General features: G+C 34.3%; 19 protein-coding genes. 3 read left to right on the plus strand and 16 right to left on the minus strand.

From position 1 onward, the window contains the following. Nucleotides 1-212: 212 nt before the first annotated feature. Nucleotides 213-401, plus strand: coding sequence for a DUF4177 domain-containing protein (locus tag MPR_RS06170; RefSeq protein WP_041890332.1), 189 nt, complete (start codon nucleotides 213-215; stop codon nucleotides 399-401). A gap of 40 nt (nucleotides 402-441) precedes the next feature. Here MPR_RS06170 and lgt read toward each other — a convergent pair whose 3' ends face one another. The 14 genes from lgt to MPR_RS06240 form a co-directional block, all read right to left on the minus strand. Next, nucleotides 442-1,374, minus strand: a complete 933-nt coding sequence (gene lgt, locus MPR_RS06175) for a prolipoprotein diacylglyceryl transferase (protein WP_006259274.1) — start codon at nucleotides 1,372-1,374, stop codon at nucleotides 442-444. Between the two features lie 161 nt (nucleotides 1,375-1,535). Beyond that, the gene (gene yidD, locus MPR_RS06180) at nucleotides 1,536-1,760 is read right to left on the minus strand and encodes a membrane protein insertion efficiency factor YidD (RefSeq protein WP_006259273.1); all 225 of its coding nucleotides are present in this window, start codon (nucleotides 1,758-1,760) and stop codon (nucleotides 1,536-1,538) included. A gap of 199 nt (nucleotides 1,761-1,959) precedes the next feature. After that, entirely contained in the window at nucleotides 1,960-3,438 is a 1,479-nt protein-coding gene (gene cysS, locus MPR_RS06185; RefSeq protein WP_041890335.1) for a cysteine--tRNA ligase, read from the minus strand. Between the two features lie 17 nt (nucleotides 3,439-3,455). Continuing rightward, nucleotides 3,456-4,127 carry a GTP cyclohydrolase I FolE gene (folE, locus tag MPR_RS06190; protein WP_006259271.1) on the minus strand — a complete coding sequence of 224 codons (672 nt, stop codon included), beginning with the start codon at nucleotides 4,125-4,127 and terminating at the stop codon, nucleotides 3,456-3,458. A 251-nt stretch (nucleotides 4,128-4,378) separates the two neighbouring features. Further along, nucleotides 4,379-4,921, minus strand: a complete 543-nt coding sequence (locus MPR_RS06195) for an SMI1/KNR4 family protein (RefSeq protein WP_041890338.1) — start codon at nucleotides 4,919-4,921, stop codon at nucleotides 4,379-4,381. A 151-nt stretch (nucleotides 4,922-5,072) separates the two neighbouring features. Then, nucleotides 5,073-6,122 carry a DUF6266 family protein gene (locus MPR_RS06200; protein ID WP_041890341.1) on the minus strand — a complete coding sequence of 350 codons (1,050 nt, stop codon included), beginning with the start codon at nucleotides 6,120-6,122 and terminating at the stop codon, nucleotides 5,073-5,075. A gap of 651 nt (nucleotides 6,123-6,773) precedes the next feature. Beyond that, nucleotides 6,774-10,241, minus strand: coding sequence for a T9SS type A sorting domain-containing protein (locus MPR_RS06205; protein WP_041890344.1), 3,468 nt, complete (start codon nucleotides 10,239-10,241; stop codon nucleotides 6,774-6,776). A 590-nt stretch (nucleotides 10,242-10,831) separates the two neighbouring features. Next, nucleotides 10,832-12,700 (minus strand): hypothetical protein, encoded by a 1,869-nt coding sequence (locus MPR_RS06210; RefSeq protein WP_041890346.1) that lies wholly within the window; start codon nucleotides 12,698-12,700, stop codon nucleotides 10,832-10,834. Continuing rightward, nucleotides 12,657-13,058 carry an MBG domain-containing protein gene (locus tag MPR_RS06215; protein ID WP_041890349.1) on the minus strand — a complete coding sequence of 134 codons (402 nt, stop codon included), beginning with the start codon at nucleotides 13,056-13,058 and terminating at the stop codon, nucleotides 12,657-12,659. Before MPR_RS06215 ends, MPR_RS06210 begins: the two co-directional genes overlap by 44 nt. After that, nucleotides 13,015-13,416, minus strand: a complete 402-nt coding sequence (locus tag MPR_RS06220) for an MBG domain-containing protein (protein WP_041890349.1) — start codon at nucleotides 13,414-13,416, stop codon at nucleotides 13,015-13,017. Before MPR_RS06220 ends, MPR_RS06215 begins: the two co-directional genes overlap by 44 nt. Next, nucleotides 13,373-14,419 carry an MBG domain-containing protein gene (locus MPR_RS06225; RefSeq protein WP_041890353.1) on the minus strand — a complete coding sequence of 349 codons (1,047 nt, stop codon included), beginning with the start codon at nucleotides 14,417-14,419 and terminating at the stop codon, nucleotides 13,373-13,375. The genes MPR_RS06220 and MPR_RS06225 overlap by 44 nt, the downstream gene beginning before the upstream one ends. A 303-nt stretch (nucleotides 14,420-14,722) precedes the next feature. Beyond that, the gene (locus MPR_RS06230; RefSeq protein ID WP_041890356.1) at nucleotides 14,723-16,495 is read right to left on the minus strand and encodes an MBG domain-containing protein; all 1,773 of its coding nucleotides are present in this window, start codon (nucleotides 16,493-16,495) and stop codon (nucleotides 14,723-14,725) included. 116 nt (nucleotides 16,496-16,611) lie between these two features. Continuing rightward, a complete protein-coding gene (locus MPR_RS06235; protein ID WP_139177172.1) occupies nucleotides 16,612-18,555 on the minus strand; it encodes an MBG domain-containing protein in 1,944 nt (647 codons plus the stop codon). Between the two features lie 274 nt (nucleotides 18,556-18,829). After that, a complete protein-coding gene (locus tag MPR_RS06240; protein WP_041890362.1) occupies nucleotides 18,830-19,297 on the minus strand; it encodes a hypothetical protein in 468 nt (155 codons plus the stop codon). 309 nt (nucleotides 19,298-19,606) lie between these two features. Here MPR_RS06240 and MPR_RS06245 point away from each other — a divergent pair, with 309 nt between their 5' ends. Both MPR_RS06245 and MPR_RS06250 read left to right on the plus strand, forming a co-directional pair. Then, complete coding sequence (locus MPR_RS06245; RefSeq protein ID WP_041890365.1) at nucleotides 19,607-20,143, plus strand: chromate transporter; 537 nt, start codon at nucleotides 19,607-19,609, stop codon at nucleotides 20,141-20,143. Between the two features lie 3 nt (nucleotides 20,144-20,146). Next, nucleotides 20,147-20,695 (plus strand): chromate transporter, encoded by a 549-nt coding sequence (locus MPR_RS06250; RefSeq protein ID WP_041890366.1) that lies wholly within the window; start codon nucleotides 20,147-20,149, stop codon nucleotides 20,693-20,695. Nucleotides 20,696-20,714: 19 nt separating this feature from the next. On the opposite strand, the gene MPR_RS06255 is transcribed toward MPR_RS06250, so the two are convergent. Then, nucleotides 20,715-21,848 carry a cytochrome-c peroxidase gene (locus MPR_RS06255; protein ID WP_041890367.1) on the minus strand — a complete coding sequence of 378 codons (1,134 nt, stop codon included), beginning with the start codon at nucleotides 21,846-21,848 and terminating at the stop codon, nucleotides 20,715-20,717. Next, complete coding sequence (locus tag MPR_RS06260) at nucleotides 21,848-23,335, minus strand: DUF6850 family outer membrane beta-barrel protein (protein WP_041890368.1); 1,488 nt, start codon at nucleotides 23,333-23,335, stop codon at nucleotides 21,848-21,850. Before MPR_RS06260 ends, MPR_RS06255 begins: the two co-directional genes overlap by 1 nt. Nucleotides 23,336-23,338: the final 3 nt, after the last annotated feature.

The following is a 23,338-nucleotide window of genomic DNA, read 5'->3' on the forward strand; positions in this document are numbered from 1 at the left end:
TATTTCGAGGTGTAATGTTAAACCCACATTATGCATTAACCAAATACTACAAAGCAATTCTACTTCATAGTTCTTTCATTAGCTCTAAAACCATATTATAGTGTGCTTTTAGAGCTAATTCAGACCTATTTTGTATAATTACTTTTCGTTTATATGTTTGTTGCATAATCTGGGTTTAATTGATTATCTTAGAATGAACTAATAACAATATTATGAAACGATTTGAATATAAAACAATTGAAGTAGTGACTAGTGGATTCTTTGCAAAAATGGAAATGAAGGAGACTGATGATACACTAAATGATCTAGGAAGTCAAGGATGGGAGCTAGTGTCTACAGCCCCTTGTATTATGGGGAGTGCAACACAAAGGATCTATTATACTTTCAAGAGAGAAATATAAAAAAAGAGAGCTAATCTAGATTGATTAGCTCTCTGTATATTTATGATTCGTATACTCTATTCTTGGCAGTAACCCATAAGTAAATACCTACGATGATAAATGGAATACTTAACCATTGTCCAGTTGATAAAATATTGCCTAGTTGATCTTCAAAACCTCCTTGACTTTCTTTCATATATTCTACTATAAATCTTACCATCCACAGTAGTACTAAGAATACTCCAAAGATATAGCCTAACTTTTTGCGTGCATCTGTCTTCCAATACATATAGTAAACAATAATGAACACAAGTATATATCCAAATGCCTCATAAAGTTGAGTAGGGTGTTTAGCTACCACTAGGTTTAAAGCTTCTGCAAACTGTGGATTATGAGCTATCGCGTCATAAGCTTGGTTATAATCAGGAATTCCTGTAATCTCCATTGCTTCTCTAGGAGAGAATTTATCTCTTAAAAATCGAATACCTAAAGCATTCGTAGTTTCGTGTCCTATAATTTCTGAGTTAAAGAAGTTCCCTAAACGAACAAAAACTCCCCCTATTGCCACAGGGATGATTACTCTATCTAGTATCCAAAGTACAGGTTTTTGAATAATCTTTTTACTGTAAAAATACATAACAGTGATAATAGCAATAGCAGCACCATGACTTGCTAATCCACTAAAACCAACGATTTCAAACTTAGGTGTGAAACGAACTGGTGATATAATCTCAAATAAGTGATCTTTATAATAATCCCAATCGTAGAAGAATACATGTCCTAGACGAGCTCCTATTAAAGTTGCTAATACAGTATAGATAAATAATTTGTCTAGTTTCTCAACACTTAGTCCTTCGCGATCATATATCTTTTTCATTAAGAACCATCCTAAACCAAATGCGATTACAAACATAAGACTGTAATATCTCAGTTTAATAAATCCTAAATCTAACCCTTCTGACGGGTTCCAAATCATATGTAATGAATGTATCATAGTTTTTTATACTGTTAGATGATAAATGTATGAAATAATCTTTATTCTCAAAAGAGTAATTGTGGTTTACACCCAAGAGTACTTCATTGTTTTTTGTTTTCTATTTCAGTTACCAGCTCCTTGTTTTGTGTTCCCCAGTTCCTAGTTTACCTAAATAATAATTAAGGCACGGGATCATATCCTTTACCTCCCCATGGTCCACAACTAGCGATTCGCTTTATAGCTAACCAACCACCTTTAAAAAGTCCATGTTTTTTTAGTGCTTCTAAGGTGTATTGTGAGCAAGTAGGGCTGTATCGACAAGCAGGAGGGAAGAATGGTGAAATAGCCAGCTGATAAAAACGGACTAATATTACAAATGGGAATATTAATATTTTCTTTAGCATAGTAACAGAAATATGAAAGTGTACAAATGTACGATGAGTTTAATTATAGTGCTAAAAGTAAGAAATTCTAGGTTAGAAATGAGTAGAAGGAATTAGTTTTAGCAAGACTATTTTATAATCATAAAAAATAAACTTAACTATTGTAGGTGAGGTATACATAAAAAAAGAGGCTATTCATAGAATAACCTCTTTTGTGTATTTATAGAGAGAAGGAAGTACCTTCTTTACCATCTTTTAGTTGAATACCGATTTTAGCTAGTTCATCTCGAATGTGGTCAGACATTGCGAAATCTTTATTTGCTCTAGCCTCATTACGCATTCCGATAAGCATATTGACTACACCTTCTAGTTTTTCGTTATTAGCACTTGCTGTTTCAGTGTTTTCTAAACCTAATACATCAAATACAAATGCGTTCATACTGTGAATTAAAGTGTCTAAGTCTGTAGCCGAAATAGTTTCTTTATTGTCCTTAATCAGGTTAATGAATTTAACTGCTTCAAATAAGTTTGCAATTAAAATCGGACTGTTAAAGTCATCATTCATTGCATCATAGCACGATTGTCTCCATTTTGTAATATCAACAGAAGAGTTGCTAGAAGTTTTCAAATCTTTTAGAGATTTGATAGCTTCCATTAATCTTTGATATCCTCTTTCAGACGCTAAGATAGCATCATCAGAGAAGTCTAAGATACTTCTATAGTGCGCTTGTAAGATAAAGAACCTTGCTACAGCAGGAGCAAATCCTTTGCTAAGGATATTGTTCTCGCCAGAGAATAATTCATCAGGAAGAATATTATTTCCTGTAGATTTAGCCATTTTCTTACCGTTTAGAGTAAGCATATTAGCATGCATCCAGTAGTTTACAGGTGAGTTACCTGTAGAAGCTTCATTCTGTGCAATCTCACACTCATGGTGAGGGAATTTTAAATCCATTCCACCTCCGTGTATATCGAAGTGTTTACCTAAGTATTTTGTACTCATAGCAGTACACTCTAGATGCCATCCAGGGAATCCATCTCCCCATGGTGAAGGCCATCTCATGATATGCTGAGGCTCTGCATTTTTCCAAAGTGCAAAGTCTAATGGATTGCGCTTGTCAGATTGTCCATCTAAATCTCTTGTATTAGACATCATATCTTCTATCTTACGACCACTTAATATTCCATAGTTATGAGACTGATTGTATTTCTCTACATCGAAGTACACAGATCCATTTACTTCATAAGCAAAACCATTGTTGATGATCGCTTGTATGATTTCTATTTGCTCGATGATATGCCCAGTAGCCGTTGGTTCAATGCTAGGAGGTAGGTTATTGAACTGTTTTAGAATATTGTGAAAGTTCAAAGTATATTTCTGAACAATCTCCATTGGTTCTATCTGCTCAATACGCGCTCTTTTAGCGATTTTATCTTCTCCTTCATCTACATCGTCTACCATATGTCCTACGTCAGTAATATTACGAACGTAACGCACAGCATACCCTAAGTGTTTTAAATAACGATATACCAAGTCAAAAGATATAAAAGTACGACAGTTCCCAAGGTGTACATAGTTGTAGACTGTTGGTCCACATACATACATACCCACTTTACCCTCATGGATAGGTTTGAAAACTTCTTTCTCTCCAGTGATGGAGTTGTACATTTTTAATTGCTGTTCTTGATATAAAGGCATAATATAATTTGTAATGTTTAGAACTTAGTCTCTAATTGGATATAGTTTAAGAACTCTTTACGAACGTTCTCATCTTGGAATTTTCCTCCGAACTCAGCAGTTACAGTACTACTTTCGATATCGCGGATTCCTCTTGAGTTTACACATAAGTGTTTTGCATCGATGATACATGCCACATCTTCTGTGTTTAATACACGTTTTAATTCATTTACAATTTGAATAGTTAAACGCTCTTGTACCTGAGGTCTCTTTGCATAAAAATCAACGATACGGTTCATCTTAGAAAGACCTACTACAGTACCATTAGATATATACGCTACGTGAGCACGCCCAACGATAGGTAGTAAGTGATGTTCACAAGTAGAATAAACTACAATGTTCTTTTCTACCAACATCTCGTTGTATTTATATTTATTGTCAAATGTAGAAGCACTTGGCTTTTTAGCAGGATTTAATCCCCCAAACATCTCTTTTACAAACATTTTAGCTACACGGTTAGGTGTACCCTTAAGACTGTCATCTGTCAAGTCTAATCCTAAAGTGTTAAGAATGTTTTCTACATCTTTTTTTATCAATTCTATTTTTTCGTCATCTGTGCGGTCAAATGCATCACTTCTAAGTGGAGTTGCATCACTAGATGCGATGTGGTTGTCTCCCATTTCGTCGTGAAACTTTTCGTCTGTATTCATTCTATTTCTTTTTAATACATATTGTTATAACTCGCTACAAATATAAATAATAATTATAGATAAACTCTGACACTTATTTATAAATAATCTACCTCTAAGTGCTGGAATTAGTTAAAGTTTGTCACTTCTGATTTTTAAGGAGTAGGTGAGGAGAGAGATTGTAAAACCTCTAGTAATAAAGATTTCTAAATTAGAACAAGAAATCATATTAATACAAAATCTAATTTATAGCAATTCAATATGATGTAATTTTAAAAATCATCAGCAAACCACTCTTCTTCTAGATCATCATCTTCATCCTCATCATGCATTGTATTCGTATTGAGTTGAAGTCTATCTATAAAGTCTTCAAAACTATTCGCTATCAGATATAAACTACTAGAAGGCAAATCATCATGAGCATAATAATAAATACTTCCATTGGACATATTGATTAAGATATAATCTCCAGGGTTTCCTTCAGCAAACACAAAATAATGTTTGTCAATCTGATCTAATAATGCTTTTCTTGTGTTTTGTAGAGATTCGTCATCTGATCCCCAACCATAAATGAAAGATATAGGGATTGTATTATCGCTATAGCCTACAGGGATTCTATCAGTACTTTTGACAACGCTATCATTGTTAAATATACCATAACCATAACGAGTGGAGAATGTAAGATATGCTTTAGGTAACTGTAAATTATTATTTTTAATATACTGTGCTATATCCAAAGCATGATCATTCGGTTTTATAAAAGTGGATAGTATTCCTATCCCTCCCAATTTGTTTAGTTTATCCTCCCAGTTCATAAGTGACTTTATATATGTAAGAATGGTTTAAATAGCGAGTACTAATTTAAAAGATATTCGCTATTAAGATAATGCGTAAGCGCCTTAAAATTATTGTGATATATTCTACTAGATTTCAAGAATAACGTGTTGTGAATTAACCTCTGGTATTTCACTCTCTCTGTTCCTCCTCAGCCTTCAGTGCTTCTAAGACAGACCGTGCTCCATTAATAATCCCTTCATGCTTATTATCTCTAGTAGAATACTCTCTTGACTTTATTTCTTTTATGATTTTCTTTCTGACTTGACGAATGAGTCCAGGTGGTAGTTCTTTTTTAGTTATGGGCTCTTCTTCCATAAGAGAGATAGGAAGTGATGATTCAGTTACACTATCCGTTGCAGGCACAAGTATTCCCTCATTTCCAGTTTCCACGTTATCTGTTTCTCTGTTCTCAGTTTCCTCATTCTCCGTTCCCTTGTTACTTGTTCCACGGTTCCCAGTTCCCTTATTCTCATTCTCCGTTCCCTCATTTCCTGTTTTCTGCTCTCTGTTTTCGGTTATCTGTTCCCCATTTTCTGCTTCTAAGATCCCGTGAAAACAACTTGTGCTATGTACACTACCGTCTTGTGCTTTCCACATACTCCACAGATAGACTTTCCCCTCTTGCCAGTCTTTTGGTAGAGCAAAGTGAGTATATCTATCTTTGCGTTGTCCGATAGTAGAGATGGTCGTGAATTTATCTAATTCTTCGTGGTACGCCATGATCGTCAGTACGTCTGTATCTAGTGTCAAGGGATTGATTAGATGATTATCCCATTGTACTTTTAGCTTACCTGTTTTGAGGGTGCTTATTTTCTTTATCACAGCAGGAGCCAGGGTTCCGATAGAGAGTAGTACCTTGTCTATTTGTACATATTGCTCTCCTTCATGCATTGTGATGCCTTGTTTCATCAGCCTAGAAATCATTTGTTCTTTTCCTGTAATCCATTTCTCCCCATTGTACACTGCAGGGCAATGCGCATTGACAAAATCCTTGAATTTACTAGCAAAGGTAGATACAAGACTCATCTTATCCCATTGCTTTAACTGAGCCTCTGTCGCTTTTTTACTTGACTTTAGGGGCTTAGCACGGAGTATATTTCTACCTCTCCAGAGTACGCCCACTACGGTTCCTACCTTTCCTACTACAGCACCTAATATTCCTTCTTTGATTTCTGCCATGATTATCTCATTTTTTGGTTGTTACAATATATAAAATGCTGATATATTATTATTTAACTGTTCAAACAATCGATAAAAGAAGTTGTCCTAGTGTACATCACACTTTATAAAAATGAGAACATCAAATGAAGAATATCAAAGCGAATGATTTCGCCTTCTAGAGAGCTTATTTTGAATACTGTATGGTCATCTATCGTTTTCATAAAAGAAGAATAGAAGAAGTATAAAAGGAGTATTCTTGGGCAAAAGTTAAACTAACCCCGTTATAGTCCTAGTATTCTCCTAGTATTGTCCAAGAAAAGGCTCTTATGGTTCAGTTTTACTGACTTTATCAAATGGTTGATATAATTCTTATTTTTAATAAATGATTGATATACAGGCTATAATGTTTTTATGTAATTAAAAAATTTAGAAAAAAGTAACCTTTTACTAAGATTGCCCTTCTCTAAGTGGATATAAGAGAAGGAAAAAAGAGAAATTAGAGAGGGGATTCTTCGCAAGCTCAGAATTATAACAGAGGTGTAGTAGTGTAAGTAATGAATTATAAACCTGTGGCACTGGAGAGTTGGGTTTACTAGGATTATTAAAAAAGAAAGGTTGAACTCAGTGATGAGATTCAACCTTTCGGAAGTATAAACAGAAAGTGAAAAATTATTTGATGATGAAGTTGATAATTTTCTTTTCGTTATTGATTAGAATAACTGCGATGTATTTACCACTTTGTAAATGAGGTAGGAGGTGAATACTGTTCTCTCGGTTGGGTAGTTCAGCCTCTAATACTTTGTTTCCTAGAATAGAATATATTTCTAGCCTAGCAGGACTAAAAGAGGTTCTTTCCATATCAAAAACAATATTGACTATTTTGTTTTGATCTACTGGATTTGGGAATAGTTTGACCTTGTTTGTATTATTGATCTCTATAATTTGTTTACAGGTATAGACTTTTTCTCCTTTATCCGTTGTCAGTATTAAGTGATGTTGGACTTGATTATTGTTATTGATATCACTGTGCGCTCCTGCTATATAATAGTTATTTGTACTCACTAGCATATCATCTCTATACCAATTAAATGAGGTGAAGTTAAAACCTCCATTTGTGGCTGAGTTCATATTTATGACAAAAGAATTATCTGGCTTCATTATCGCTACTTTTTCGAAAGGTACAGGTCTGATTAGTTCTATTGTGTATTCTCTAGTAAGTGTCTGTGATTCAGATTTAACTGTTACGGGAATTGTAAACGTACCTGAATAATGTAATAAGTATTCCTCTTTTATGTTGTTAGTGATAAAAGCTCCTGCACTTAATTCATTAAATTCTATTCGAGCATATTTTTCTCCACAAGGCAAGATGTATGTTATCTTACTAGTTGGGTTTTTAAATACTTGTTCATTAATAGATAGTTCAACTATATCGGCTGCTTCATCATCACTTCTGATGACCAAAGTTGCTGTTATTACATAAGGCATTGGAGCATAATTACTACTTCCTTCAATGGTAGCTTTTACTTGATATTTCCCTATCTCTGTATGTGTATTGTTTTCATAAGTCACTTTTAGAGGATGGGGTAAGTTTCCTGTCAAGGTAAGTGTTTTAGGTTGTCCGTCATATACAAAAGCTTGGTTAGGAAATGAAATGAATTTGTGTATATCAAGTGGCTTGATGGTAAGATTAGCTGTACGTTTGCTAGTGATATAATTATCGCCTTCTAGTGTAACACTAGCTTTATAAATCCCTGCTTCTGTATGGATATTATTTTCGTAAGTGGCAGTTACGCCTTTAGGCAGTTTTCCTTTGATTAAGATCTTCTGAGGTTTACCTGTATAATCCACTGTAAGTTTGCTAAATGTGATATTGGTTAGTTTAGCTTTCTCTATTGTTAACTTGGCTGTTTTGGTACCAATAAGTATTGATTTATAATAGAAAGAAGCTTTTATACTATATTCTCCTGCGTTGTCATAGTAGTTTCTGTCATATTCTACATTGACTTCATTAGGAATATTGTATGCTTCTAGTTTATGAGAATTACCATTGTAAATAACAGATTTATCTTCAAAAATAACGTTGTCTAAGTTTGGTAGGGTTTCGCCTTCGTGGCTTATTGACAATATCGCTGTCATTGTATGAGGCATAGGAGTGTAGTTACTACTTCCCTCTAATGTGGCTGTAACCATATAGTGACCAATGTCTGTATGCGTATTGTTTAGATAAGTAATACGTAGTCCTTGAGGTATATGACCTTCTATATTTAAAGATTTTGGCTGTCCATCGTATTTGAACGATTGATTCTTTAAGCTCACTAATCTAGTAAGATCTGCTGGTCTAATGATCAATAGATTTGTACGAGTACTCGTGATATAATTGTCTCCTTCTAGTTTTACAGAAGCTTTATATTTTCCTGCGTCAATGTGTTTATTGTTTTGATAGGTTGCTTTTACCCCTTGAGGTAAATCTCCTTCTAATAAAAGCTGATGGGCTGTACCAGTATAGCTAACTTCTTTTTTACTGAACTGTACACCTGTGATGGTGGCTTTCTCTATAGTAAGCGTTGCTCTTTTATGTCCTAATAAAATCTCTTGATAATAGAAGTCTGCAGTGATGACATAAATACCTGAATTAGTAAAGGAGTTATCACTGTACTTTACAGTTACATCCTTAGGAAGGTTTGTAGCAATAATTTTGTATGGTTGACCACTGTAAATAGCAATTATATCTTTAAAAATTACTTTATCTAATGAAGGGAGCTCTTCCTGTTCTTCAGTAATGGACAAAGTTGCTGATATTGTATAAGGCATCGGTGTATAGTTAGTACTGCCACTAAGTGTAGCTGTTACTTTATGGTTTCCTATTGCTGTATGCGTATTATTAGTATAATTAAGTGTTAGTTCTTGAGGGACTTCACCTGTAACGGCTAGTGACTTTGGCTTACCATCATATATAAACGACTCACTTTTTAGCTCGACAAGCTTTGTGATATCAGCTGGTAGTATGATAAGCTCATTTGACCTGGTACTTGTGATATAGTTGTCTCCCTCTAATTTTACAGAAGCTTTATAAGTACCTGCGTTAGTAGCTCTGTTGTTTTTATAAACTGCTGTTACGCCTAGAGGCAGTTCTCCTTCTAGTAGTAGTTCATGCTCTTCGCCATCATAGGTTACTTCTTTCTTACTAAACTTGACTCCAGTGATACGTGCTTTCTCGATAGTTAGTGTAGCTGACTTAGTTCCTAGTAAAATTTCCTTGAAATAGAATGACGCTATTACTTGGTAAACACCAGCATCAGTATATTGGTTTTTATCATAAGTTACTCTTACGTTATTAGGCAAATTTGTTGCGTCAATTGAGATGATGTCTCCTGTATAGGTTTCAGTTTTATGTTCAAAGATTACTTTGTCTAAAGAAGGTAGTTCTTCTTGCTTTTTAGTAATGGATAAAGTCGCAGACAGGGTATAAGGTATTGGAGTATAATTTGAACTACCACTAAGTGTTGCTGTTACTGTGTGATTCCCTATTGCTGTATGTGTATTATTAGTATAAGTAAGCGTTAGTTCTTGAGGTACTTCGCCTGTAACGGCTAGTGACTTTGGCTTACCATCATATATAAACGACTTACTTTTTAGCTCGACAAGTTTGGTGATATCAGCAGGTAATATGATTAGTTCGTTTGATCTGGTACTTGTGATATAGTTATCTCCTTCTAATTTTACAGATGCTTTATACGTACCTGCGTTAGTAGCTCTGTTGTTTTTATAGGTAACCGTTACACCTAAAGGCAGTTCTCCTTCTAGTAGTAGTTCATGCTCCTTGCCATTGTAGGTTACTTCCTTCTTACTAAACTTGACTCTAGTGATACGTGCTTTCTCGATAGTTAGTGTAGCTGATTTAGTTCCTAGTAGGATGTCCTTGAAATAGAATGACGCTATGACTTGGTAAACACCAGCATCAGTATACTGGTTCTTATCATAAAAGACTTTTACGTTATTAGGTAGGTTTGTTGCTTCTATTGAAATAACCTCTCCTGTATAGGTTTCTGTTTTATGTTCAAATAATACTTTATCAAGTGATGGTAATTCTTCCTCTTTTTGTGTAATGGATAAAGTCGCTGAAAGGGTATAAGGCATTGGTGTATAGTTAGAGCTACCACTAAGTGTTGCTGTTACTTTGTGGTTCCCTATTGCTGTATGTGTATTGTTAGCATAAGTAAGCGTTAGTTCCTGAGGGACTTTACCTATAATTATTAGTGACTTCGCTTTACCATCATATATAAACGACTCACTTTTTAGCTCAACAAGCTTGGTGATATCAGCAGGTAATATGATTAGCTCGTTTGATCTGGTACTTGTGATATAGTTCTCTCCTTCTAATTTTACAGAAACTTTATAAGTACCTGCATTCTTATGGATATTGTTTTTATAAGTAGCGGTTACCCCTATAGGTAGTTCTCCTTCTAATAGTAACTCATGTTCCTTACCGTCGTAGGTTACTTCTTTCTTACTAAACTTGACTCCAGTGATACGTGCTTTCTCGATAGTCAGTGTAGCAGACTTAGTTCCTAGTAGGATATCTTTAAAGTAGAATGACGCTATGATGTGGTAAGCACCGGTGTTGATGTATTCATTTTGGTTGTATTTTACAGTAACTAGATTAGGAAGGTTCGTTGCTTCGATTGAAATAATATCTCCAGTGTACGTTTCAGTTTTGTGTTCAAAGATTACATTATCAAGAGAAGGTAATTCTTAAGCTCATTTGACCTGGTACTTGTGATATAGTTGTCTCCCTCTAATTTTACAGAAGCTTTATAAGTACCTGCGTTAGTAGCTCTGTTGTTTTTATAGGTACCCGTTACACCTAAAGGCAGTTCTCCTTCTAGTAGTAGTTCATGCTCCTTGCCATTGTAGGTTACTTCCTTCTTACTAAACTTGACTCCAGTGATACGTGCTTTTTCAATCGTAAGAGTTGCTGATTTTGTACCTAATAAGATATCCTTGAAATAGAATGACGCTATGACTTGGTAAATACCAGCATCAGTATATTCGCCTAGAGGCAGTTCTCCTTCTAATAGAAGTTCATGTTCTTTACCATGGTTTCCTATTGCTGTATGTGTATTATTAGTATAAGTAAGCGTTAGTTCTTGAGGTACTTCGCCTGTAACGGCTAGTGACTTTGGCTTACCATCATATATAAACGACTTATTTTTTAGCTCGACAAGTTTGGTGATATCAGCAGGTAATATGATTAGCTCATTTGATCTTGTACTTGTGATATAATTGTCTCCCTCTAATTTTACAGAAGCTTTATAAGTACCTGCGTTAGTAGCTCTGTTGTTTTTATAGGTACCCGTTACACCTAAAGGCAGTTCTCCTTCTAGTAGTAGTTCATGCTCCTTGCCATTGTAGGTTACTTCCTTCTTACTAAACTTGACTCCAGTGATACGTGCTTTTTCAATCGTAAGAGTTGCTGATTTTGTACCTAATAAGATATCCTTGAAATAGAATGACGCTATGACTTGGTAAATACCAGCATCAGTATATTCGCCTAGAGGCAGTTCTCCTTCTAATAGAAGTTCATGTTCTTTACCATGGTTTCCTATTGCTGTATGTGTATTATTAGTATAAGTAAGCGTTAGTTCTTGAGGTACTTCGCCTGTAACGGCTAGTGACTTTGGCTTACCATCATATATAAACGACTTACTTTTTAGCTCGACAAGTTTGGTGATATCAGCAGGTAATATGATTAGCTCATTTGATCTTGTACTTGTGATATAATTGTCTCCCTCTAATTTTACAGAAGCTTTGTAAGTACCTGCGTAAGTAGCTCTGTTATTTTTATAAGTTGCTGTTAAGCCTAGAGGTAATTCTCCTTCTAATAGAAGTTCATGTTCTTTGCCATTATAAGTTACTTCTTTCTTACTAAACTTGACTCCAGTGATACGTGCTTTTTCAATCGTAAGAGTTGCTGATTTTGTACCTAATAAGATATCCTTGAAATAGAATGACGCTATGACTTGGTAAACACCAGTGTTGATGTACTCATTTTGATTGTATTTTACAGTAACTAAGTTAGGTAAATTAGTAGCTTCAATCGAGATAACCTCTCCTGTATACGTCTCTGTTTTGTGCTCAAATATCACGTTGTCTAAAGAAGGTAATTCTTCTTGCTTCTTAGTGATAGACAAAGTTGCGGATAGTGTATAAGGCATCGGTGTATAATTACTACTACCACTTAATGTCGCTGTTACTTTATGGTTCCCTACGTAGGTTACTTCCTTCTTACTAAACTTGACTCCAGTGATACGTGCTTTTTCAATCGTAAGAGTTGCAGTATAAGTAAGTGTTAGCTCTTGTGGTATTTCGCCTGTAATGGCTAGTGACTTTGGCTTACCGTCATATATAAACGATTGACTCTTTAGCTCGACAAGTTTTGTGATATCAGCAGGAAGTATGATTAGCTCATTTGATCTTGTACTTGTGATATAATTGTCTCCTGCTAAGGTAACTGAAGCTTTATAAGTACCTGCGTTAGTTCCAGTATTGTTCTTATAAGTTGCTGTTATGCATCGGTGTATAATTACTACTACCACTTAATGTCGCTGTTACTTTATGGTTCCCTACGTAGGTTACTTCCTTCTTACTAAACTTGACTCCAGTGATACGTGCTTTTTCAATCGTAAGAGTTGCAGTATAAGTAAGTGTTAGCTCTTGTGGTATTTCGCCTGTAATGGCTAGTGACTTTGGCTTACCGTCATATATAAACGATTGACTCTTTAGCTCGACAAGTTTTGTGATATCAGCAGGAAGTATGATTAGCTCATTTGATCTTGTACTTGTGATATAATTGTCTCCTGCTAAGGTAACTGAAGCTTTATAAGTACCTGCGTTAGTTCCAGTATTGTTCTTATAAGTTGCTGTTATGCATCGGTGTATAATTACTACTACCACTTAATGTCGCTGTTACTTTATGGTTCCCTACGTAGGTTACTTCCTTCTTACTAAACTTGACTCCAGTGATACGTGCTTTTTCAATCGTAAGAGTTGCAGTATAAGTAAGTGTTAGCTCTTGTGGTATTTCGCCTGTAATGGCTAGTGACTTTGGCTTACCGTCATATATAAACGATTGACTCTTTAGCTCGACAAGTTTTGTGATATCAGCAGGAAGTATGATTAGCTCATTTGATCTTGTACTTGTGATATAATTGTCTCCTGCTAAGGTAACTGAAGCTTTATAAGTACCTGCGTTAGTTCCAGTATTGTTCTTATAAGTTGCTGTTATGCATCGGTGTATAATTACTACTACCACTTAATGTCGCTGTTACTTTATGGTTCCCTACGTAGGTTACTTCCTTCTTACTAAACTTGACTCCAGTGATACGTGCTTTTTCAATCGTAAGAGTTGCTGATTTTGTACCTAATAAGATATCTTTAAAGTAGAAGGAAGCTATGACTTGGTAAATACCAGCGTCAGTATATTGGTTTTTATCATAAGTTACTCTTACGTTATTAGGCAGGTTTGTTGCGTCAATCGAGATGAATTCTCCTGTATAGGTTTCAGTCTTGTGTTCAAAGATCACATTATCAAGTGATGGTAATTCTTCCTCTTTTTGTGTAATTGATAGCGTAGCAGATAGAGTATATGGTATTGGTGTGTAGTTGGAACTACCACTAAGTGTTGCTGTTACCGTGTGGTTCCCTACTTCTGTGTGTGTATTATTAGTATAAGTAAGTGTTAGCTCTTTAGGGACTTCACCTATAATAGCTAGTGATTTCGGCTTACCGTCATATATAAACGATTGACTCTTTAGCTCGACAAGTTTTGTGATATCAGCAGGAAGTATGATTAGCTCGTTTGATCTGGTACTTGTGATATAGTTCTCTCCTTCTAATTTTACAGAAACTTTATAAGTACCTGCATTCTTATGGATATTGTTTTTATAAGTAGCGGTTACCCCTATAGGTAGTTCTCCTTCTAATAGAAGTTCATGTTCTTTACCATCATAAGTTACTTCTTTTTTACTAAACTTGACCCCTGTGATACGTGCTTTCTCGATAGTCAGTGTAGCAGACTTAGTTCCTAGTAGGATATCTTTAAAGTAGAATGACGCTATGACTTGGTAAATACCAGCATCAGTATATTGGTTTTTATCATAAGTTACTCTTACGTTATTAGGCAGGTTTGTTGCTTCAATTGAAATAACCTCTCCTGTATAGGTTTCTGTTTTATATTCAAAGATTACTTTGTCTAAAGAAGGTAATTCTTCTTGCTTCTTAGTGATAGACAAAGTTGCGGATAGTGTATAAGGCATCGGTGATTGTTTTTATAAGTAGCGGTTACGCCTAGAGGTAATTCGCCCTCTAGTAGAAGTTCGTGCTCTTTGCCATTATAAGTTACTTCTTTCTTACTAAATACGTGCTTTTTCGATAGTTAGTGTAGCGGATTTAGTTCCTAGTAGGATGTCCTTGAAATAGAATGACGCTATGACTTGGTAAACACCAGCATCAGTATACTGGTTCTTATCATAAGAGACTTTTACGTTATTAGGTAGGTTTGTTGCTTCTATTGAAATAACCTTTTGTACCTAATAAGATATCCTTGAAATAGAATGAAGCTATGACTTGGTAAATACCAGTGTTGATGTACTCATTTTGATTGAAGTACCTGCGTTAGTTCCAGTATTGTTCTTATAAGTTGCTGTTACGCCTAGAGGCAGTTCTCCTTCTAGTAGTAGTTCATGCTCCTTGCCATTGTAGGTTACTTCCTTCTTACTAAACTTGACTCCAGTGATACGTGCTTTTTCGATAGTTAGTGTAGCGGATTTAGTTCCTAGTAGGATGTCCTTGAAATAGAATGACGCTATGACTTGGTAAACACCAGCATCAGTATACTGGTTCTTATCATAAGAGACTTTTACGTTATTAGGTAGGTTTGTTGCTTCTATTGAAATAACCTCTCCTGTATAGGTTTCTGTTTTATGTTCAAATAATACTTTATCAAGTGATGGTAACTCTTCTTGCTTCTTAGTAATAGACAAAGTTGCGGATAGGGTATAAGGCATTGGTGTATAATTACTACTACCACTTAATGTTGCTGTTACTTTATGATTGCCTACCTCTGTATGTGTATTATTAGTATAAGTAAGTGTTAGTTCTTGAGGGACTTCACCTGTAATGGCTAATGACTTTGGCTTACCATCATATATAAACGAATGGCTTTTTAGTTCGACTAATTGAGTGATATCGGCAGGTAGTATGATTAGCTCATTTGATCTGGTACTTGTGATATAATTGTCTCCTTCTAATTTTACTGAAGTTTTATAAGTACCTGCGTTAGTTCCAGTATTGTTCTTATAAGTTGCGGTTATACCTAAAGGCAGTTCTCCTTCTAATAGAAGTTTATGTTCTTTGCCATTATAAGTTACTTCTTTCTTACTAAACTTGACTCCCGTGATACGTGCTTTTTCAATCGTAAGAGTTGCAGACTTTGTACCTAGCAAAATATCCTTGAAATAGAATGATGCTATGATTTGGTAAACACCAGCATCAGTATATTGGTTTTTATCATAAGAGACTTTTACGTTATTAGGAAGGTTAGTAGCTTCAATTGAGATGATGTCTCCTGTATACGTCTCTGTTTTGTGTTCAAATAATACATTATCAAGTAATGGTAATTCTTCTTGCTTTTTAGTAATGGATAGTGTAGCAGATAGGGTATAAGGCATTGGTGTATAATTACTACTACCACTTAATGTCGCTGTTACTTTATGGTTCCCTATTGCTGTGTGTGTATTGTTAGTATAAGTAAGTGTAAGTTCTTTAGGTACTTCACCTGTAATGGCTAATGACTTTGGCTTACCGTCATATATAAACGACTCACTTTTTAGTTCCACTAATTGAGTGATATCAGCGGGAAGTATTATTAACTCATTTGATCTGGTACTTGTGATATAGTTGTCATCGGTTAAGGTAACTGAAGCTTTATAAATACCTGCGTTAGTCGCTCTATTGTTTTTATAAGTAGCGGTTACTCCTAGAGGTAGTTCACCCTCTAATAGTAACTCATGTTCTTTACCATCATAGGTTACTTCTTTTTTATTAAACTTAACTCCAGTGATGCGTGCTTTCTCGATAGTTAGTGTAGCAGACTTAGTACCTAGCAAAATATCCTTGAAATAGAATGATGCTATGACTTGGTAAACACCAGCATCAGTATATTGATTCTTATCGTAAGTTACTCTTACGTTATTAGGAAGGTTTGTTGCTTCTATTGAGATGACCTCTCCTGTATATGTTTCTGTTTTGTGTTCAAAGATTACTTTGTCTAAAGAAGGTAACTCTTCTTGCTTCTTAGTAATAGACAAAGTTGCGGATAGTGTATAAGGCATTGGTGTATAGTTTGAACTACCACTTAATGTTGCTGTTACTGTGTGATTACCTACTTCTGTATGTGTATTGTTAGCATAAGTAAGCGTTAGTTCTTGAGGTACTTCGCCTGTAATGGCTAGTGATTTCGGTTTACATCATATATAAATGACTCACTTTTTAGCACAACAAGTTGAGTGATATCAGCAGGTAATATGATTAGCTCATTTGATCTAGTACTTGTGATATAGTTGTCTCCTGCTAAGGTAACTGAAGCTTTATAAGTACCAGCATTCTTATGGATATTGTTTTTATAAGTAGCGGTTACGCCTAGAGGTAATTCGCCCTCTAGTAGAAGTTCGTGCTCTTTGCCATTATAAGTTACTTCTTTCTTACTAAACTTGACTCCTGTGATACGTGCTTTTTCAATCGTAAGAGTTGCTGATTTTGTACCTAATAAGATATCCTTGAAATAGAATGAAGCTATGACTTGGTAAATACCAGTGTTGATGTACTCATTTTGATTGTATTTTACAGTAACTAAGTTAGGAAGGTTCGTTGCTTCGATTGAAATAATATCTCCAGTGTACGTTTCAGTTTTGTGTTCAAAGATTACATTATCTAGGGGTGGTAGTTCTTCTTGTCCTTCAGTAATAGACAAAGTTGCAGATACTCTATATGGCATCGGAGCATAGTTATCACTACCTGTAATAGTAGCTTCAACTTTATGGTTTCCTATAGTATTTTGCCCATTATTTTTATAAGATACTTTTAATTCCTTAGGTAAAGGAGAGGTGATTTTTAAAAATCTAATAATTCCATCATATTTAAATGTTTGACTTTTAAATTCAATAATTTGGGTTAAGTCAATAGGAGAGATTGTTAAGGTGTTTGATCTCGTACTTGTAATATAATTGTCTCCTGTAAGTTTTACAGTAGCTTTATAAGTACCAGCATTGGTATGTTTATTATTAGAGTAAATAGCAGTCACTCCTTTAGGTAGTTCTCCTTTTAGTAATAGTGTATGTGGTTCGCCATTATATAAAACAGATGTTTTATTAAATGTAACTCCTGTAATTCGCGCCTTTTCGATTGTTAGAAAAGCAGTTTTGGTACCAATAAGAATATTTTTATAGTAAAAAGAAGCTTTTATTTGATAGTTACCAACTTCTTGATAGTCGTTTTTACTGTATTTTACAGTAATATTATTAGGTATATTGTTAGCTAATATGGGTATAGCTGATCCAGTATATGGGGTAGTAAGGTTTTCAAAAGTGATATTTTCTATAGTTGGAAGTTCTTCTGATATTTCCTCTTTAGTAATTGTTATTGTTGCTTTGATTTCTAGAGGAATAGGTGTGTAGTTTTTACTACCTGTTATTGTAGCAGTTACTAAATGGAAACCTATTTCTGATTGATTATTACCTTTATAAGATATTGAAAGACCAGAAGGGAGATTTTGGTTTAGAAAAATAGACTTTGGTTGTCCATCATAAACAAACATTTGACTAGTTAGGGTATATTTATTTGATATATCTATAGGGAGTATGGTAAGAGTGTTTGAACGAGTACTAGTAATATGATTTTTACCTGCTAGTCGTACACTCATTTTATATATTCCCGCATTGGTATGAGAGTTGTTTTTGTAAGTAGCAGTAACACCTACAGGTAATTCTCCAATTATTTCAAGAGAATGTTTAGTGCCATCATATACAACTTCTTTTTTTCGTAAAGTAATACCTGTAATTCTAGCTTTTGTAATATTTAGTCTAGCAGACTTTGTTGTAATTAAGATATTATTTTCATTATAGAAGTAAGCTTTTACCATATATGAACCAGCATTAACGAAGCCATTCTTATCGTATTTAACTGTTATATTATGAGGAACATTAGTTGGTTCATGATAAAAAGTCTCTCCTGTATAGGTAACAGTTTTTTCTTTAAAAACGAAATTGTAATATTTGTTATTAGAGTTATTTGTTTGGGAGGAGGAATTATCCAGTTTTGAATAGATATTACTATAAGAACGTTGTGAAAAAAGGCACAGTAGAATGCACAACAGAGAAAATAATTTTTTAACCATAACAAACATGTATTAACTTAAATTATTATATAAAGTATAGTATATCAGATGGATATATATAAATATACAGTCAGTGTGTAGATGATTAAAAGCTGACGTGTTAATTTGTTGTTATGTAGAGGTTACTAGGAGGTAAATATTTGTTTGATTAATTGTGTTTAAAGCAGTGTTCTTTGTTTGTATTCATATTTAGCTTTTAGGTAAAGGAGAATTAGATAATATAAGAGAGAAATTAAAACAAAAAAGCGATGAAGATATCTTCATCGCTTTTTTGTTATTTCTTGGTAATTTCTTTTTGCGTTTGTACTTCTTTAGACTTTACTACTTCTTTAGCTTTTGTCCATTTAGATGGGTCTTCTTTTAAGTCTAGGTAGTATTCATAGAGCATTTTGGTTAGCTCTACTTCTACGCGTTTGCCTATAAAGTGTTTATTCGTAGTAAAATATCCATTTACGATTCCGTCTTTTTTTACGATAGGAGGTTTATCTGCATGTATATTCCAAGGAGAATAGCTACTAGTCTGGTCTCCGTAGATACCATATTTATTCCAGATAGACTTTTGGCTGTATAAGTTTCCATACGTTCCATAAGTATTCCATATCGAGTTAGCTTCTTTGGCATCACAGTTTAGGCAACCTAGATATTCTTCTTTACCATCATTGGTATATAACTCAAGCTTTTGGGCATAGGTACCAACACTTAATAAAATAAAAAATAGTATATAATGGAAGTGTGTTTTCATGTGTTCTTTTGTTTGTCGGCAAATTACGAAAAATTTCAAAATAAGAAATGTCAAATTTTAGCAATATGCTTAAAAATACTGTAAACTGTAATTTTATTTTGATGAATGGCTTTTATGTTGTGTTTTTTACACTTTATACACAGAATAGGAAGGATGTCATTATTCTGTATTTAAGGTAATAAAAAGGAATTGTTTCTTAAATAAATGTGGTTTTTAGAATAGATTTAGGACTGTTTAATTAGGTCAAAAAGGAGAGATTTTGTATCTTGTATGTTTAGTTTTTCGCATTAAAAATACTTATTTGCTACTATGCTTTTCAAATTATTTTATCTCTTTACTAAAATAGGACTTTTTACCATTGGTGGAGGGTATGCCGTAATTCCGCTGATCGAAAAAGAAATAGTTTCTCGAGACTGGTTAACCCAAGATGAGTTCTATGAACTCTTAGCTATAACCGAGTCTCTTCCTGGTGTGTTTGCTACAAATATAGCTGCCTTAGTGGGGTTTAAGATTAGCGGAGTAAAAGGGGGAGTAGTCGCTGCTTTAGGCACTATATTAGCTCCCTTTACTATTATACTTCTCATAGCAGTTTTTTTTAGTCGATTTCAAGAAAATGTTTATGTGATAAAGGCGTTTAAAGCGCTCAGACCTGTAGTAGTAGCTCTCATCTCGGCACCGTGTTATACTGCTATTCAAGCCAATAAAATGACAGCAAAGACGTTGATGTTTCCCTTAGTAGCTCTAGGCATGATGTGGGGATTAGGTGTGTCCCCTATTTGGATTGTAATAGGAGGTTGTGTGGGAGGGATCATATATTATAGTATAAAAGAAAAGAGTAAAGCATAAGATATGATATTTTTAAAATTGTTTTGGGTATTCATAAAAATAGGCACTTTTGGGTTTGGTGGAGGATATGCTATGTTATCTCTTATTCAGGAAGAAGTAGTAGAAAAGAATCAGTGGATCAGTAGAGGAGAGTTTACAGACCTTATAGCTGTCTCTCAGATGACACCTGGTCCTATAGGGATTAATTCGGCTACTTATGTTGGTTATAGTGCATTACATGGTGTGGGATATCCTCCTATGGTAGCTATACTCGGGTCTGTCATTGCTACTATTGCCCTTTGTCTACCTTCTTTTATGATGATTTGTTTGATTTCATATTTCTATTTAAAGTTTCGATCTAATAAGTATTTTTCATATGCCTTAATGGGGATTAAGCCATTGAGTATAGCTTTGATTGCCCTAGCAGCTGTATCACTAATAGATCGAGAGAGTTTCTCTGATTATTACAGTATAGGCTTGTTTATTTTGGCTCTTATTTGTTCTATCAGGTTTAAAATACATCCAATCCTTATTCTTTTTGTTACAGCTGTTGTAGGGATATTGATTTATTGAGATAATGAAAAAATAAAATCTATTTCTCAGGTAATTTAGGTTTCTCTATCAACATAGGTTTGGAAGATAAGGCTTCTAAAAATGAGATGATGGCAAGTTGTTCTTCTTTCGTCAATCCTAATCTTTTGATTAAAGGGGATGTAATAGGGAATAATGAGTCATTCTTGTATTCTTCTCTTCTGTAGGGAGTATTCATTCCAGCATTATACATTCCTATCAAACTCTCTATAGTAGGAAATATACCTTGATGAAACCAAGGTCCTGTATGTAAGACATTGCGAAGACCAGGTGTTTTCAGCTTACCAACATCAGCAGCTTTATGAGTTACATTGTACCTCCCTAAATCTTCTCTTTTTCTCTTATAAAAAGTAAAACCTTCATTGTGGTATTGTAAATCTGTAAAGTATGGTCCATTGTGACAATTAATACATCTTGCTTTGGTTCGAAATAGATGTAATCCACGTACTTGTTGGTCAGATAAACTTTTATAATCACCATTTACAAAGTTGTCAAAGGGTGTCGGGGTAGAAACAATAGTCTTTTGAAATAGAGCAATAGCATCCAATATTCTGTCTTTAGTGATAACGGTTGTACCATAGGCTTTCTTAAAATATTTTTGATATCCTTTTATAGTTGCTATTTTGACAGGCAAAGAGTCTATGTCTTGAAACATTTCAACATGATTCTCAATAGACATCATCTGTTGTTCTTGTAAACTATTAGCTCTTCCATCCCAAAACAGTTCTTTTTGTATCCATACATTTTCTATAGTAGGAGTATTTCTAGTTCCGACTAATCCTTCATGGCCTATAGCTAAAGTTTCTTTATCTGCCCAATGTTCCGAATCTATATGGCAGGTAGCACAGGCTATTTTATTAGAAGAAGATAGTCTAGGGTCATAAAAAAGAAGTTTCCCTAACTCGACTTTATTTTGATCTTTTTTATCAATCAGAGGAGGGGGTAGGAGAGCACCTAGTTCTGTAAATACAGCTGTACTGTCAAGAGTAGGAGTGGGCCAAAGAGAAGCATGACGCTCATAAGCATGACGCAACTCTTCAATAGAGTGGTAAGTAGAAGATGATGTGTCTAAACGATGAAAACTTAAGAATAAAATAGTCAGTAGTAGTGTAGCTAGATAGATAGCCTTATTCATTATAAATATAATTTTAAACTTAGATTAATACTGTTACGATCTCTGTCATTTGATTTTAAAAAGTGACCTGAAATAGCAAAATATAAACTGTATTGGTTCAACAAGGTTCTATTTCCATAGCCTAATTCTCCTTGTACTCCCCAAGCATTATTATTGTAATAGTGATAATCAGGAATGATTACCTGATCTGTAAAATTAGTGTGTTGTGTATCGGGGATGGTTAAGTCATTGGTTAGTTTGAATCTGTATAAAGGGCTAATATTAACTTGATAGAAATGTTTGTGTTGATTGAATATGGTGTTTAGTATTACCTTGTTTAATAATTGTTTCTCATCTCTATAGACACCGATAGCATAGTCTTTACGGACTGTAGTGTATAATGTGTGATCTAATCCTACTTGTAAATCTGTATCTTTCCAAAGATTAGAGAATGAACCTATAAATTGAGCATTGATATTGTAGTGATCTACTTTGTAATTTAGCCCTTCTATTCGCCTCAAGTTTTTTCCATCATAGTTATTGTATTTTAGATTGACTTGATACTGATTTTTAACTGAAGCAGTATAAGTTAACATTCCTTGTAGAAGTAATTGCTCTTGTTTAAATCTATTTGTTACATTAAACCCTTGTTTATATTTATTAAGCTCTGCATTCTCGTCATAATAACTTTTTTGGGCTAATGCTGCTATTTTTACTTTTTCCCCAGAATATTGATAAGCAAACTTGTAAATATTTTCTTTTGCTTTTCGATCTAACAGAAGATTCTGATCACTAAGTACAATATCTCCATATCCTAAACTGATATTAAGAAAGCGTTCTTTGTATTTGTTACTACTCTTGTATTCATTGTTTTTATACATGATATTGTTCTCCTCTGTCATCTTTCCATAAGAGAGACCCATACCAAAAGCATGTTTGTGTAGGTGCCAAGCTATATCCGCTTTATAACGAATAAAATAGTTCACTACATCTGGTCTAGGGTCATTATTACCTGTAGTCCAATTGTAATCAAAGTCTAATCCAAACCCAATGAATAGTTTTTGTCTGACTAGTTCATAGCTCATCATTGTATTGGCTAAATACTGTTGATTCTGAAAATTATTAGGGTGATTAGCGTAGAAGTAAAAGGGATTAAACCCTTCTTTTTTTCCCCTAAGGTCATTCGCTAAGTGATTTTCAAAATTTTTGCCATAAGCAAAGTTGCCATATACTTTAAATCTATGAATATCTGTAAATCCTTCTGCTGAGAACTTAAAGTCTTTACTATCTTCTGCTTCTTGACTTTTTCTATAGTCACCTTTTGTCTTGTTGTAGTCTAAGGCTAACTTTCCAAATTCTTCTGCTTGATTATTTAAGAAAAGTATGTGTTTAGGGACATAAGCACGTTGATTCTTCTGAATATACCAAAGATCTAAGTGCTCAGAATGATTCTGAGCACTTAAAATCTGACTAAAAAATAGACTTATAAAGATTGATAATTTTCTCATGGG

Origin of the sequence: Myroides profundi (assembly GCF_000833025.1) — a bacterium.
In the GTDB taxonomy this organism is placed as follows: domain Bacteria; phylum Bacteroidota; class Bacteroidia; order Flavobacteriales; family Flavobacteriaceae; genus Flavobacterium; species Flavobacterium profundi_A.